The sequence below is a fragment of the Seongchinamella unica genome (genome assembly GCF_004354085.1).
Classification (GTDB): domain Bacteria; phylum Pseudomonadota; class Gammaproteobacteria; order Pseudomonadales; family Halieaceae; genus Halioglobus; species Halioglobus unicus.
On the sequence record NZ_SMSE01000001.1, the window covers coordinates 1,386,175 to 1,399,571 of the forward strand.

The following is a 13,397-nucleotide window of genomic DNA, read 5'->3' on the forward strand; positions in this document are numbered from 1 at the left end:
GGTCAGTCTCGGCGGCGCTGGTCTTTTTCCAGCTTCTTGCGGATGCGATTGCGTTTCAGTGGCGACAGGTAGTCCACGAACAGTTTGCCATTGAGGTGATCGATCTCGTGTTGCAGGCAGATGGCCAGCAGTCCATCGAGCTCCTCGGCAATGGGCTTGCCGTCGCGATCCAGGGCAGTCACCGCAATCCGCCTGGGACGGTTGACGGTTTCGTAATAGCCGGGCACCGACAGGCAGCCTTCATCATATTCGCCCAGCTCCGGGTCGAGAATGTCGACTTGCGGATTGATGAACACCCGTGGCTGGTTCTGCTCCTCCGACAAATCGATCACCAGGATGCGCTCGTGCACGTTCACCTGGGTGGCGGCCAGGCCGATACCCGGTGCTGCGTACATGGTTTCAAACATGTTGTCGATCAGCTCCCGGTGGGCGTCGGTGACCGCGTCCACGGGTTTGGCCACCGTGCGCAGGCGGGGGTCGGGAAATTCCAGAATGTCCAGTACAGCCATGGAGAAAGTGCTCTTTTTGCGGATTTTTACAGCCCGTCATGAGGTGCGGGAAAAGTAACATTTAGGCTTGCCAGCGGCATAACGCGGCAGCACACTGTAATCTATTATACTGCTTGGGGTTAAGGGGTGCCCATAGTTGGCGCACTCGGGCAGGGGATAACAGGGCCACGCAGGGATGAAAAAATGAAAACAAGGTCACTCTCGATCTGGCTGCTACTGGTTTCGCTGATATTCAGCGGAGTACTGCAGGCAGCAGTGGAGCTTAACGACGATGTGCCGGAAACCTACATCGTCAAGAAAGGGGACACGCTGTGGGGTATATCCGGCATGTACCTGCGCGAACCCTGGTTGTGGCCGGAGCTCTGGGACGTCAACCCGCAGATCGACAACCCCCATCTCATCTATCCCGGGGATGAACTGTACCTGGTATGGGTGGATGGGCAGCCCCGCCTGCGCCTGCGCCGTGGCCGCGATGTCAAGTTGATCCCCAACATGCGGGTCCAGCCGCTGGACCTGGCCATACCGACCATTCCCCTGGATGAAATCGGAGCCTTCCTGCTGCGCCACCGCATTCTCGGCGCCAACGAAATCAACAATTCGGCCTACATTGTGGCCGGCGACCAGGGCTCGCTGATCAGTGCCCCCGGCGACCTGATCTTCGGCCGCGGTCCCTTCCCCGACGGTGAGCGGGCCTACGGCATTTATCGCCCCGGAGAAACCTACCGCGACCCGCTGACCGAAGAGCTGCTGGGCTACCAGGCGCAGGATATCGGCAATGCCAAGCTGATCTCCTCCAACCGGGATGAGGTCACCGAGCTGGAGATCAACCGGGTCACCGAAGAGGTTCGTATCGCCGATCGTCTGTTGCCCCAGGAAGAGCGGGTACTGGATGCCACCTTCCAGCCAAGGGCACCGGAAGCCCAGATTGAAGGCGGTTACATGATCGCCGTTGATGGCGGTGTCACCCAGATCGGCACCACTGACATCGTCGTGTTGAACAAGGGTCTGCGTGACGGCCTGGAGGTCGGCCATGTACTGGCCGTATACCAGAGCGGCGACCTGGTGTTCGACAAGGTGGCAGAAGAGAACATACGCCTGCCCGATGTGCGGGCCGGGTTGGCAATGGTCTTCGAGACCTTTGAAAAGGCCAGCTATGCCCTGATTCTGAAGTCCAACCGCCCACTGAAGGTACTGGACAAGGTCAAAAACCCGTAACAGGAAGTTTCGAGGGTATCGCAGGGACGCGATGCCCGGGGCCCAGGCCCCATCACAACCAACCGACATTACGTCAAGGATGATGTATGACTGTTGCAGATCCAGATCTGCGGGCCGCCCTCAAAGCGGTAGACGCGGATGTGATATCCATTGCGGATTCCCGCTATCCTCCCCTGCTGAAAACCATCGCCGATCCCCCGCCCCTGCTCTATGTGCGCGGCGACCCGAGGCTGTTGAGCAGACCGCAGCTGGCAATGGTGGGTGCCCGTCGGGCCACGGCAGCGGGTCTCAAGGCCGCGGAAAAACTGGCTTCGGCGGCGGTGAGGGCGGGCCTGGGTGTCACCAGCGGCCTGGCCCTGGGCATCGATGGGGCGGCCCATCGTGGCGCACTCCTTGCCGACGGCAACACGGTGGCCGTGCTGGGGACGGGCATCGACAGTCTCTACCCGGCCAGGCATCAACCGCTGGGCGAGCAGATTGCCGCCTCGGGCTGCCTGGTATCCGAATTCCCCCCGGGTACCCCGCCGCTGCCGCATAACTTCCCCCGCCGCAACCGTATTATCAGCGGCCTTGCCCTGGGGGTTCTGGTGGTGGAGGCGGCCCTGCCCAGCGGCTCGCTGATCACCGCAAACACGGCCACTGAACAGGGTCGGGAGGTGTTCGCCCTGCCCTGGTCGATCGCCCACACCGGCGGCGCCGGGTGCCTGCGCCTGTTGCGCGACGGCGCCAAGATGGTGTTGTGTATGAACGATGTGCTGGAGGAGCTCGACCCGCTGTACCGGCTGCAAATGGAACTGGCACCGCCGCCGGCGGTGGATGAGGATATTGACACTGCCCCACCAGAATTACTGGATCTGTTGGGCTACGAGTCGGTCACCGTCGACCAGCTGGTGGATGCCAGTGGCCTGTCTGTCGCCCAGGTCATGAGCGGTCTGTCTGCGCTGGAACTGGCCGGGAAAGTGAGCCGTTGCCCGGGCGGTTATATCCGCACCGGATGACCCCGGGTTTTGCTTGCTAACTGAATCAGGGTTGGTAAAATTTCGCGCCTTTTCGGGCTTTTACCTTCATGCCCGCGCAAACTGGAGATACGGGTGAGCAAGGCAAACCTCATCGCTTCCTGGAAAGAAGCCCCTGTGTGGGCGTCCCTGACGGGTTGATCGTGCCCGCACAGCCCTCACAACTGCGCCTGGCGGCGGCACTCACCGCTCTCGAGGATGAGGGCGTGGTCGCCTGTCCGACCGAGGCGGTCTGGGGTCTCTCCTGCGATCCTGATTCGGAGCGGGCAGTCTCCCGGCTACTGGCACTGAAGAATCGTCCGGTTGACAAAGGGCTGATCCTGGTGGCGGCCAGTGAAAGTCAACTCGCCTTTCTACTCGCTGATCTGACCCCGGAGCAGCGGGCCGCGCTGAGTGCCGGCTGGCCGGGGCCCAACACCTGGCTGGTGCCCCACCACAACCGGGTTCAGCCCTGGATTCACGGCCGTTTTCCAACCGTAGCGGTGCGGGTGAGCGCGCACCCCGTGGTTCGCGCCCTATGCGAGGCTTTCGGCGGTCCGCTGGTGTCCACCTCTGCCAATCCCGCCGGTGCCCAGCCGCCCAGGGCAGCTTTTCAGGTGCTGCGGTATTTTGGCGGCAGCCTCGATGGCATGCTCCCCGGGGAAGTGGGAGGGGCCAGTGGCCCGAGCCAGATTCGTGATCTCGCCACCGGGGCCCTGATCCGGGCGTGATGGCAGCGCCGCTATTGTTCGCCGCAGCGGGTGCGTATAATGCATCCGCCCCTGCCCAAGGAAAGTAGAAATGCAGATTGAACCGGTCAAATCCTACCTCCTGAACCTGCAGGACAGCATCTGTGCCGCCCTGGCCGAAGAAGACGGCGAGGCAGCATTTATCACCGACGAGTGGCAGCGCGCCGAGGGTGGTGGTGGTCGCAGTCGGGTGCTGGCGGAGGGTGCTGTGTTTGAAAAAGCCGGGGTCAATTTTTCCCATGTCATGGGCGAGAATCTGCCGCCGTCTGCCAGTGCCTCGCGGCCGGAGCTGGCGGGCCGCAGCTACCAGGCGATGGGAGTGTCCCTGGTCATCCATCCCCACAACCCCCACGTGCCAACGTCCCACGCCAATGTGCGCCTTTTTGTGGCCGAAAAGCCGGACGCTGAGCCGGTGTGGTGGTTTGGCGGCGGCTACGACCTGACACCCTACTACGGCAACCGCGAGGACTGCATTGCCTGGCACCGGGTGGCCCGCGAAGCCTGCCAGCCCTTTGGGGAGGAGGTTTATCCCCGCTACAAGGCATGGTGTGACGAGTACTTCCACCTGCGGCACCGCGGGGAGCCACGGGGTGTTGGCGGCCTGTTTTTCGATGACCTCAATGAATGGGATTTCGACCAGTCCTTTGCGTTCATGCGCGCTGTGGGAGATTCCTTTATTCCCGCTTACCGGCCAATTGTCGCCCGCCGCAAGCACCAGGCGTACGGGGAACGGGAACGCCAGTTCCAGCTTTATCGCCGCGGACGCTACGTAGAGTTCAACCTGGTGTATGACCGTGGCACCCTGTTCGGCCTGCAGTCAGACGGTCGAACCGAAGCCATACTCATGTCACTACCGCCGCTGGTCCGCTGGGAGTATAACTACCAGCCGGAACCTGGCAGCCCGGAAGCTGAACTGACTGACTATTTCCTGCAGGGCCGGGACTGGTTGACCGAGGCCGGTGAATAAACCATGGCGGAGCAGGACAAATACGCCGTTTTCGGTAACCCGATCAAGCAGAGCAAGTCACCGGCCATTCACGGCGCCTTTGCCGTGCAGTGTGGCGAGGCGATGCAATATCGCGCGGTGCGGGTTGACAGGGACAAGTTCGAGCAGGCGGCAACCCGGTTTTTCCAGAGCGGGGGCCGTGGCCTTAACGTAACGGTACCGTTCAAGCAGGAAGCGTTTCAGTTTGCCGGCCGCCTCAGCGAGCGAGCCCGTCGTGCCGGTGCGGTCAACACCCTGAAGATGGCCGATGACGGTGTGGTGGAAGGCGATAATACCGACGGCATTGGCCTGGTGCGGGATATGGTCGCGAATCTCGGCTGGGTTGTGCAGGGCCAGCGCGTACTGATTATAGGTGCCGGTGGTGCTGTTCGCGGCGTGCTGGAGCCGCTGCTACGGGAGCGGCCCCGCGAGCTGCTCATTGTCAATCGCACAGCCGCCAAAGCGGCACTACTGGCGGAGGAATTTGGCGACCTGGGCAGTATTACCGGTGGTGGTTTTACGCTGATCGGTGAGCGCCAGTTCGACCTGGTGATCAATGCCAGCAGTGCCGGCCTCTCCGGCCAGGCGCCGGACCTGCCCAGCACCCTGCTCACCGAGCGCAGCTGCTGTTACGACATGGTATACGGCGCGGAACCCACGCCGTTCATGCGCTGGGCTGCACATCACGCCGCCTGGGCGGTGGCCGACGGGCTGGGAATGCTGGTGGAGCAGGCGGCACAGTCCTTTTACATCTGGCGCGGACAGAGACCGGAGACCCGCCCGGTCATCTACCAGATCAGGCAGGCGATGGAAGCGGCCTGATCGCCCCTATCCCGCTTCCAGCGCTGCAATATGCTGGTCTTTCAGCTTCACGTAGTTGTTCGCACTGTAAACGAAGTAGTCCCTCTCGCCCTGGCTCAGTTCGCGCATTTCCCGTGCCGGGCTGCCCCCATAGAGGTAACCGCTGCGCAGGGTTTTGCCCGGGGTAACCAGCGCTCCCGCGGCGATCACGACGTCGCTCTCCACCACAGCGCCATCCATGACGATCGCCCCCATCCCGACCAGCACCCTGTCGCCGATAGTGCAACCGTGAAGCACCGCCGCATGCCCGATGGTGACATCGCAACCGACATTGAGGGGGTAACCATCGGGGTTGTAGGGGCCGGCGTGGGTGATATGCAGCACGACACAATCCTGTACGCTGGTGCGGGCTCCGACGGTGATGCTGTGCATATCCCCGCGGATGGCGACCTGCGGCCAGACGGACACATCATCCCCCAGCGTGACATCCCCGAGCACCACCGCGCTGGGATCGACCAATACCCGCTCTCCCAGCGAGGGTGTTTTGCCGTGGAAACTGCGCAGGCTGGTCCGGGTGTGATGCTCCATGTTATGCCTCTCATCAACGGTTGCAGGCTGTTACAATAGCCAGCCCTGAAGTTACTGGCCAGCCCTTTCCCATGAGCAGTACAACCCATCGCCGTCGCTTTATCGCCGGCGCAGTGTGCCCGCGCTGCGGTCAAATGGACAAAATCGTGGTCGATCTGGATACCCAGACCCGGGAGTGCGTGGCCTGCGACTTTTCCGAGGCGCGTCCGCTGGCTGGCGCTGCTGCGCCGGGCGAATTGCCCACCCGGGTCAGTCGCGCTGCCGCCCGCAGGGTGGAAACGCCGGCGGAGGCCGTTACCCTGGTTGACCCCGGCGCTGCTGAAAAGCGCGATACCGAATAAGTACCGGGCCTATCTGCCCAGTCGCAGCCTGATCTGCTGGTCGGCCTGTACCAGAGTGCCGGTGCAGATCAGTTCGCCTGGCGCCGGTTCGATGCCCTGCAGGGCTTTCACCTTTTCCCAGACGTGCTCCCGTTCCAGCAGGTGCGAGGCGGTAAATTGCACCAGCTGTTCCAGTTGCGTCGCCAGCTTGTCTCCCAGCAGGTAGTGAACAATGAGATTGGCCTCGGTCATATCGAGGGGTAGCAGGGGGCGCTGCAGGTGGCGAATATGGTGATCGTTGACTTCCTCAAGTAACCGGTGAGCCAGGAAGGCCTCGTCCAGCAGGGCTTCCAGCCCCCCGTCGCCGGGCAGTATTTCTGGGGGTCTGAGGAAGTAGTCCTCTGCCATGTGCAGGAAGGGAGCAGCGTAATCGAAAAATTGCAGACGCTTGCTCACCGCGGTGACCAGGCTGATACTGCCGGGCACGCTCCCGGCATAACTGACCACAAAGGCCATCAGCGCATCGACGGGTGATGGCTCGGGCAGCAGCAGTTTTTGCCGCAGTTCGGGGAGCCGTGCTTCCAGGCTGTGGCGAAATTCACCCGTCTGCGCCTCCTGCTCGAGTGCAGCATGGATGGTTTCCTTGATTTCCGTTGTGGTCATGTGGCCACCCGGAGCGCGGTTTCGCCAGAGGTATCACTCAGGCTAGTACAAACCCGCAGATTCGCTAGGCAGGATTTGGCGGCAACCAGCCGCCCTCCCGGCTCAGGCGGCGATACCAGTAGAAGAGGCTAAGCCCCCGGGCGAGGTTGAAGGCGGCGAAGGCCAGCCACAGGCCATGGTTACCCAGCCCGGCGAAGAGATACCACAGGGGCAAATACACCAGCCCCACGCTCAGCAGCATGGTGGACATCATGTAGCGCGTCTCGGCGGCACCGATAAAGACGCCGTCAAGCAGGTAGCTGGGGGCTGCCAACAGCGGCAGCAGGATCAGCCACGGATAGTACTGGCTCATGAGTTCCCTAACAGAATTTATATCCGTCAGAACGCTGATCAGTCGTGGTTGTAACAGGGCGAACGCAAGGCTCAGCACCAGGGCGGAGACCATTGTCCACAGCGCGCAGCGCCCCACCGCGCGCCGGAAGGCAGGGAGATCCCCGCCTCCCAGGCGTTGCCCCGCCATTCCTTCGGCCGCAAATGCAAAGCCATCCATGCCGTAACTGGCGAGCATCAGCAGCTGCATTATCAGGGTGTTGGCGGCCAGCACCTGACTGCCGTAGTTTTCGCCCTGGGCGGTGAAGAAAGCGAAGCTGAACAGCAGGCAGACGGTTCGAACAAACAGGTGGCGATTGCTATTGAGTAGTTGTTTGTAAGCGCTAACATCCATCAGATGCTGCTTGAATCGGAGTCCACCGAGGTCGGGTAACTGTGTATAAACAGCCAGCAGGGCTATCGCACAACCGAGGTATTCGGCGATCACCGTGGCCAGGGCCGCACCGTCGCTGTTCAATCCAAGGCCCAGGACCAGGAGAAAGTCGAGACCGATGTTAGCCAGGTTGGTGACCACGACGATGAGCATTGGCCAGCGGGTGTTCTGGCGGCCGATAAACCAGCCCACGACCGTGTAGGTCACCAGCACTGCCGGCGCGCTGGCGATGCGTATCCCGGCGTAAGACTGGGCCAGGTTCTGCAGTTCCGGGGCCGGCGACATCAGGGCCAGGCCGAGCGCAATCAGGGGCTGGTGAAACAGGATGACCAGCGCCGACAGCCCGATAGCGAGCACAGCGGATCTGGCCAATACCAATAAGGAACCCAGTATGTCTCCGGCCCCCTCCGCCCTTGCCACCAGTCCCGTGGTGCCCATACGCAGGAAGCTGAATCCCCAGTAGAGAAAAGACAGTAACGCGGCACCCACTGCCACCGCACTGAGATACTTGCTGGTGTCCAGGTGCCCGAGAATGGCGGAGTCCACCAGCCCGAGCAGTGGAATTGAAATGTTGGACAGCAGCGCGGGCCAGGCGATGCCCCATATTTTGTGGTCCAACTGCCTGTTGTTCTCCATATCTTGACCCGGGTCCGGTTGAAAATGGCGCCAGGCCCCTGTTTTCAGGGGTTCTGGCGCTCAGGGGGCGCTACGAATCGCTTTGGTTTTGCGGCGCACTGCGGTTATACTTCCAGCGTTTTGCCGGTGCGTCCAATGGTCGCACTCTCGGCGGAATGGAGTCAGTTGGTCAATCACGCCCTGTCTTTTCGTCTCTGCCCCCCAATCCACGGGTGGTCAGAAGGTAGTTGTTTTATCTGGACTACAAGGTGAATCGGGACGGTGAGGGAATAACCATGGCCTGCTGGGGGGAATTATAAAATGAGACTAAATAATGGAGACACGGGAAATGTTTTCTGAAGCGAAGCGGCTGAGCAAGCTCGCGCTTGGTCCTGTGCTGATGCTGTTGAGTGCGGCCGCACTGGCTGCTGGAGGCGAGGTTAACCAGGTCAACATGTCACCGGGGGTGACTGAAGTGGGCAGGCAGATCTATAGCCTGCACATGATTATCTTCTGGATCTGTACGGTCATCGGTATTGGCGTTTTCGGGGTGATGTTTTACTCCATTTATGCCCACCGCAAATCCCGGGGGCACGAACCGGCGACCTTCCACGAAAGTACCAAGGTGGAAATTGCCTGGACGGTGGTTCCCTTCTTCATTCTGATTGCCATGGCGGTCCCGGCGACCTCGACCCTGCTGGAAATCTACGACAACGACGATGCCGACATGGACATTGTGGTCACCGGCTACCAGTGGAAATGGAAATATGAATACCTGAACGAAGATGGCGAGAACGTCAGCTTCTTCTCCAACCTGCGCACTCCCCAGAGCGAGATCTACAACAGCGAGAACAAGGGTGAGCACTACCTGCTGGAAGTGGACGAACCCCTGGTGCTTCCCGCTGACACCAAGGTGCGTTTCCTGGTCACCGCCAACGACGTGATCCACTCCTGGTGGGTCCCCCAGTTGGCGGTCAAAAAGGACGCGATTCCCGGCTTCATCAACGAGGCCTGGACCCGCACTGATGTGGAGGGCGTTTATCGCGGCCAGTGTGCCGAGCTTTGCGGCAAGGATCACGGCTTCATGCCTATCGTGGTCAACGTGGTCAGCCAGGACGAATACCAGCAGTGGTTGGGCGAAAAGCAGGCCGAGGCGGCACAAATCAAGCAGCTGATGGCCCAGACTTTCACCATGGACGAGCTGATGGAGCGCGGCAAGGCGGTGTACGAGCGCAACTGCCTGGCCTGCCACGGCGGCGCCGGTGAAGGGGGCGTGGGCACTGCCATTGCCGGTAGCGCGATTGCCACCGGTGAGCTGTCCGGCCACCTGAATATCGGTATCAATGGTGTGCCCGGCACGGCGATGCAGGCCTTTGGTGGCCAGTTGAACGACGTCGATATGGCGGCGGTCATCACCTACCAGCGCAACGCATTCGGCAATAATATGGGCGACATGGTTCAGCCCATTGACGTCTTTAACCACAAGAAAGGCTAATCGGAGGAGTTTACGATGGGAGATCATCATCACGGCCCTGCGAAGGGCATCAGCCGGTGGCTTTTCACCACCAACCACAAAGATATCGGAACCATGTACCTGTGGTTCTCGTTCGCAATGTTTATCCTGGGTGGCTTCTTTGCCATGGTTATTCGTGCCGAGCTGTTCCAGCCCGGCATGCAGCTGGTAGAACCCGCCTTTTTCAACCAGATGACCACCCTGCACGGCCTGGTCATGGTGTTCGGGGCGATTATGCCCTCCTTCGTTGGCCTCGCTAACTGGATGATCCCGATGATGATCGGGGCGCCGGATATGGCCCTGCCACGGATGAACAACTGGAGCTTCTGGATCCTGCCGCCGACGTTCCTGCTGCTGGCATCCACCCTGTTCATGGAGGGTGGCGCACCCGCTTTTGGCTGGACGTTTTACGCACCGCTGTCCACGACCTACGCTCCGCCGTCAGTAACGTTCTTTATTTTCTCGGTACACGTACTGGGTCTGTCATCCATCATGGGCTCCATCAACATTATCGCCACGGTAATGAATATGCGCGCCCCCGGCATGACCTACATGAAGATGCCGCTGTTCGTCTGGACCTGGCTGATCACTGCCTTCCTGCTGGTGGCTGTCATGCCTGTGCTGGCCGGTGCGGTGACCATGATGCTGATGGACATTCACTTCGGCACCAGCTTCTTCTCTGCCGCCGGTGGCGGTGACCCCGTCCTGTTCCAGCACGTGTTCTGGTTCTTCGGCCACCCCGAGGTGTACATCATTATCCTGCCCGCCTTCGGTGTGGTATCCCAGATCATTCCCGCGTTTTCCCGTAAGCCGCTGTTCGGCTACGACTCCATGGTTTACGCCACCGCATCGATTGCCTTCCTGTCGTTTATTGTGTGGGCACACCACATGTATACCGTAGGTATGCCGGTCGCCGGTGAGCTGTTCTTCATGTACGCCACCATGCTGATCGCGGTGCCCACCGGGGTGAAGGTGTTCAACTGGATTTCCACCATGTGGCGCGGCGCCATGACCTTTGAGACTCCCATGTTGTTCTCACTGGGCTTCCTGGTGCTGTTCACTATCGGTGGATTTACTGGCCTGATGCTGTCTATTGCGCCCTCCGACTTCCAGTACCACGACTCCTACTTCGTGGTTGCCCACTTCCACTATGTGATGGTCGCGGGTGCGGTGTTCTCGATGACCGCGGCGGTTTACTACTGGCTGCCGAAGTGGTGTGGCCGGATGTACAACGAGACCATGGGCAAGACCCATTTCTGGATCTCCTTTGTCGGCTTCAACCTGACCTTCTTCCCGCAGCATTTTGTGGGCCTGGCAGGTATGCCCCGCCGTATTCCAGACTATGCCCTGCAGTTCGCCGACTTCAACATGATGTCGTCGATTGGTGCATTCATTTACGGTGCGTCGCAGATTCTGTTCCTGTACAACGTGATCGCGACTATTGTTGCCGGTAAGCCGACGTCCGAAGAGAAAGTCTGGGATGGCGCAGAAGGCCTCGAGTGGACGGTACCGACTCCGGCGCCTTACCACACCTTCGAGACGCCGCCCAAGATCGACCCGGCGCACGCCCACTCTTGAGGCAGGTATAGTTCGTGATTCGATTAAGCGCCAACCCTTCCATCGATACCGTCATCAAGCTGGTGGCGGTAGCGGTGGCTATGTTTGCGTTTGTCTTTGTGGTGATGGTCCCTCTCTACAACGTGCTCTGTGATGCCCTGGGCATTAATGGCAAGACGTCGGGAGAGGCCTACACCGCGGTGCAGGCCCGAGTTGACGAAAGTCGTACGGTGACGGTCCAGTTTGTGGCAACCAACAACGAGGGCATGCCCTGGGAGTTCGGGCCCAGCGTCACTGCCATGAAGGTCCACCCCGGAGCGGTAAACGACACGGTGTTCCACGCCCGCAACCCACTGCCCCAGGCAATGGTTGCCCAGGCGGTACCGAGTGTCTCTCCCGCGCGGGCCGCCGAGTACTTTCACAAGACAGAGTGCTTCTGCTTTAACCACCAGCCTCTGGATGGTGACAGTGCCGCGGAAATGCCGCTGCAGTTTATTGTCGACCAGGACTTGCCCCGGGACATCCGTACCATCACCCTGTCCTATACAATTTTTGATGTAACAGATATGGCGGGCGGCCCGGTGGCCGTACGCTGAGGCGCAGGTTGGGGAACCTGCGAAACAACGGAGAAATAAAATGAGTAATCCGACCTCTACTGAGTACGAAAAGTATTACGTACCCGAGAAGAGCAAGATGGCAATCATGGCCACGATAGGCCTGATCCTGTCCATCTATGGTGCCGCCAGCATCATGAATGACATGACTTTTGGCGATCCGAACGAGACCACCAGCTCCTGGTCTGTATTCCTGTTCGGCCTGTTTTTCTTCCTGGCCACCCTGTTCGCCTGGTTCCGCCAGGCCATCAAGGAAAATATTGCGGGCATGAACAGTGCCCAGCTGAAGAAGTCCTACGTGCTGGGCATGTTCTGGTTCATCTTCTCTGAGGTGATGTTTTTCTTCGCCTTCTTTGGCGCCCTGTTTTACGTGCGCACCCTGGTTGGTCCCTGGCTGGCCGGTGAGGGCGAAGGCGGGCGTATGAACGGCATCCTCTGGGAAGGCTTTGAGTATTCCTGGCCGATGATGCAGACCCCGCAGGAAGCGGTTGGCGGTGCCGCTGCACAGCCCATTGCCAACAACGGCTCTTTCACCAGCGCTGAAACCAGCATGGATTTCTCTGAAGTCAGCCACTGGTACCAGTGGCTGCCCTTGTGGAACACCATCATCCTGCTGACCTCGAGCTTTACCTGCCATGTGGCTCACATGGGAATACTCGACGGCAACAAGAAGAAGTTCAACCTGTGGCTGGGCATCACCGTCGCCCTGGGTGTGATATTCCTGTTCGTTCAGTTTTACGAATACTATGAGGCCTATGCGCACTTCGGCCTGACCCTGAACTCCGGTATTTACGGCTCCACCTTCTTCATGCTGACCGGCTTCCACGGCTTCCACGTGTTTATGGGTATGACCATGCTGGCGATCCAGCTGATGCGCAGCCTGAAGGGCCACTTTACCGCCGACGATCACTTCGGCTTTGAGGCGTCCAGCTGGTACTGGCACTTTGTAGACGTGGTGTGGGTGTTCCTGTTCCTGTTTGTCTATATTTTGTAATACGTTTGGAGGGGTGCTCTAACCCGGCTCCCCTCCAACAAGCGTCATCCCCGCGCAGGCGGGGATCCAGGGAATCTCCCGTCCAAAATCATCTTAAAGTCTGGCACTTTTAGGCACGCCTTGGCGGTGCGTGATTAGTAGATGATTTAGTGTGACAGGACCACTGGATCCCCGCCTGCGCGGGGATGATGGGTTATAGGATGGTGAATCAGGCGTTATTGCTCGGCTTTTTGCACAGGAATCGGGCCTGCATCCCAGGGGTTGCGATTGCCCAGCTGGCCAGTAGCAACGCCATAGACGATGATGCCGAGCAGTGCCGCCGCCAGGGTCAGGCGAACGCCAAGAGAGTGGAACGTCCGGCGTTTATTCTTGTCTCCCTGATCAATCATCAGGTAGTAAAATCCGCTGCCCAGGCTGGCGACCAGCGCCAGCATCAGGACAATAATCAGGGCTTTTAACAAGGGAATACCTCCTAGGTGAACGTGCAGTATAAACCAGGCTGGGCTCACAGGCCCG

General features: G+C 60.0%; 15 protein-coding genes. 10 read left to right on the plus strand and 5 right to left on the minus strand.

Features of this window, described 5'->3' with window-relative positions; genetic code table 11:
• Window positions 1–2: 2 nt before the first annotated feature.
• A complete protein-coding gene (gene def, locus E2F43_RS06105; RefSeq protein WP_133210599.1) occupies window positions 3–509 on the minus strand; it encodes a peptide deformylase in 507 nt (168 codons plus the stop codon).
• Between the two features lie 183 nt (window positions 510–692).
• On the opposite strand from def, the gene E2F43_RS06110 reads away from it, so the two are divergent.
• The 5 genes from E2F43_RS06110 (at window position 693) to aroE (ending at window position 5,275) form a co-directional block, all read left to right on the plus strand.
• Window positions 693–1,724, plus strand: a complete 1,032-nt coding sequence (locus E2F43_RS06110) for a LysM peptidoglycan-binding domain-containing protein (protein WP_133210601.1) — start codon at window positions 693–695, stop codon at window positions 1,722–1,724.
• Window positions 1,725–1,810: 86 nt separating this feature from the next.
• The gene (dprA, locus tag E2F43_RS06115) at window positions 1,811–2,722 is read left to right on the plus strand and encodes a DNA-processing protein DprA (protein ID WP_133210603.1); all 912 of its coding nucleotides are present in this window, start codon (window positions 1,811–1,813) and stop codon (window positions 2,720–2,722) included.
• A 161-nt stretch (window positions 2,723–2,883) separates the two neighbouring features.
• Window positions 2,884–3,450 (plus strand): L-threonylcarbamoyladenylate synthase type 1 TsaC, encoded by a 567-nt coding sequence (gene tsaC / locus E2F43_RS06120; protein WP_420820767.1) that lies wholly within the window; start codon window positions 2,884–2,886, stop codon window positions 3,448–3,450.
• A 70-nt stretch (window positions 3,451–3,520) separates the two neighbouring features.
• Entirely contained in the window at window positions 3,521–4,435 is a 915-nt protein-coding gene (gene hemF, locus E2F43_RS06125; RefSeq protein WP_133210607.1) for an oxygen-dependent coproporphyrinogen oxidase, read from the plus strand.
• A 3-nt stretch (window positions 4,436–4,438) separates the two neighbouring features.
• The gene (gene aroE / locus E2F43_RS06130) at window positions 4,439–5,275 is read left to right on the plus strand and encodes a shikimate dehydrogenase (protein WP_133210609.1); all 837 of its coding nucleotides are present in this window, start codon (window positions 4,439–4,441) and stop codon (window positions 5,273–5,275) included.
• 6 nt (window positions 5,276–5,281) lie between these two features.
• On the opposite strand, the gene E2F43_RS06135 is transcribed toward aroE, so the two are convergent.
• Window positions 5,282–5,842: a gamma carbonic anhydrase family protein gene (locus E2F43_RS06135; protein WP_133210611.1), complete on the minus strand. Its 561-nt coding sequence runs from the start codon at window positions 5,840–5,842 to the stop codon at window positions 5,282–5,284.
• Window positions 5,843–5,913: 71 nt separating this feature from the next.
• Between E2F43_RS06135 and E2F43_RS06140 the strand changes: the two genes are divergently transcribed.
• Entirely contained in the window at window positions 5,914–6,183 is a 270-nt protein-coding gene (locus E2F43_RS06140) for a YheV family putative zinc ribbon protein (RefSeq protein ID WP_133210613.1), read from the plus strand.
• Window positions 6,184–6,192: 9 nt separating this feature from the next.
• On the opposite strand, the gene E2F43_RS06145 is transcribed toward E2F43_RS06140, so the two are convergent.
• Both E2F43_RS06145 and E2F43_RS06150 read right to left on the minus strand, forming a co-directional pair.
• Entirely contained in the window at window positions 6,193–6,825 is a 633-nt protein-coding gene (locus E2F43_RS06145; protein WP_133210615.1) for a hypothetical protein, read from the minus strand.
• 64 nt (window positions 6,826–6,889) lie between these two features.
• Window positions 6,890–8,206, minus strand: coding sequence for an MATE family efflux transporter (locus tag E2F43_RS06150; protein ID WP_238946761.1), 1,317 nt, complete (start codon window positions 8,204–8,206; stop codon window positions 6,890–6,892).
• A gap of 346 nt (window positions 8,207–8,552) precedes the next feature.
• Here E2F43_RS06150 and coxB point away from each other — a divergent pair, with 346 nt between their 5' ends.
• Genes coxB through E2F43_RS06170 form a run of 4 tightly spaced genes read left to right on the plus strand, consistent with a single transcriptional unit; the run spans window position 8,553 to window position 12,881 of the window.
• Window positions 8,553–9,698 carry a cytochrome c oxidase subunit II gene (gene coxB, locus E2F43_RS06155; protein ID WP_133210619.1) on the plus strand — a complete coding sequence of 382 codons (1,146 nt, stop codon included), beginning with the start codon at window positions 8,553–8,555 and terminating at the stop codon, window positions 9,696–9,698.
• A gap of 15 nt (window positions 9,699–9,713) precedes the next feature.
• Window positions 9,714–11,294: a cytochrome c oxidase subunit I gene (gene ctaD, locus E2F43_RS06160; protein ID WP_133210621.1), complete on the plus strand. Its 1,581-nt coding sequence runs from the start codon at window positions 9,714–9,716 to the stop codon at window positions 11,292–11,294.
• A gap of 14 nt (window positions 11,295–11,308) precedes the next feature.
• The gene (locus E2F43_RS06165; protein WP_133210623.1) at window positions 11,309–11,869 is read left to right on the plus strand and encodes a cytochrome c oxidase assembly protein; all 561 of its coding nucleotides are present in this window, start codon (window positions 11,309–11,311) and stop codon (window positions 11,867–11,869) included.
• A gap of 40 nt (window positions 11,870–11,909) precedes the next feature.
• Window positions 11,910–12,881, plus strand: a complete 972-nt coding sequence (locus E2F43_RS06170) for a cytochrome c oxidase subunit 3 (RefSeq protein WP_133210625.1) — start codon at window positions 11,910–11,912, stop codon at window positions 12,879–12,881.
• 215 nt (window positions 12,882–13,096) lie between these two features.
• Here the strand turns inward: E2F43_RS06170 and E2F43_RS06175 are convergent, their stop codons facing one another.
• Window positions 13,097–13,342, minus strand: a complete 246-nt coding sequence (locus E2F43_RS06175) for a DUF2909 domain-containing protein (protein ID WP_133210627.1) — start codon at window positions 13,340–13,342, stop codon at window positions 13,097–13,099.
• Window positions 13,343–13,397 lie beyond the last annotated feature (55 nt).

Excerpts from the sequence above, each read along its gene's own strand:
- hemF (WP_133210607.1), top strand. The coding sequence starts at position 3,521 with ATGCAGATTGAACCGGTCAAATCCTACCTCCTGAACCTGCAGGACAGC.
- E2F43_RS06135 (WP_133210611.1), bottom strand. The coding sequence starts at position 5,842 with ATGGAGCATCACACCCGGACCAGCCTGCGCAGTTTCCACGGCAAAACA.
- def (WP_133210599.1), bottom strand. The coding sequence starts at position 509 with ATGGCTGTACTGGACATTCTGGAATTTCCCGACCCCCGCCTGCGCACG.
- E2F43_RS06110 (WP_133210601.1), top strand. The coding sequence starts at position 693 with ATGAAAACAAGGTCACTCTCGATCTGGCTGCTACTGGTTTCGCTGATA.
- E2F43_RS06170 (WP_133210625.1), top strand. The coding sequence starts at position 11,910 with ATGAGTAATCCGACCTCTACTGAGTACGAAAAGTATTACGTACCCGAG.
- coxB (WP_133210619.1), top strand. The coding sequence starts at position 8,553 with ATGTTTTCTGAAGCGAAGCGGCTGAGCAAGCTCGCGCTTGGTCCTGTG.
- dprA (WP_133210603.1), top strand. The coding sequence starts at position 1,811 with ATGACTGTTGCAGATCCAGATCTGCGGGCCGCCCTCAAAGCGGTAGAC.
- E2F43_RS06145 (WP_133210615.1), bottom strand. The coding sequence starts at position 6,825 with ATGACCACAACGGAAATCAAGGAAACCATCCATGCTGCACTCGAGCAG.
- ctaD (WP_133210621.1), top strand. The coding sequence starts at position 9,714 with ATGGGAGATCATCATCACGGCCCTGCGAAGGGCATCAGCCGGTGGCTT.
- E2F43_RS06140 (WP_133210613.1), top strand. The coding sequence starts at position 5,914 with ATGAGCAGTACAACCCATCGCCGTCGCTTTATCGCCGGCGCAGTGTGC.
- aroE (WP_133210609.1), top strand. The coding sequence starts at position 4,439 with ATGGCGGAGCAGGACAAATACGCCGTTTTCGGTAACCCGATCAAGCAG.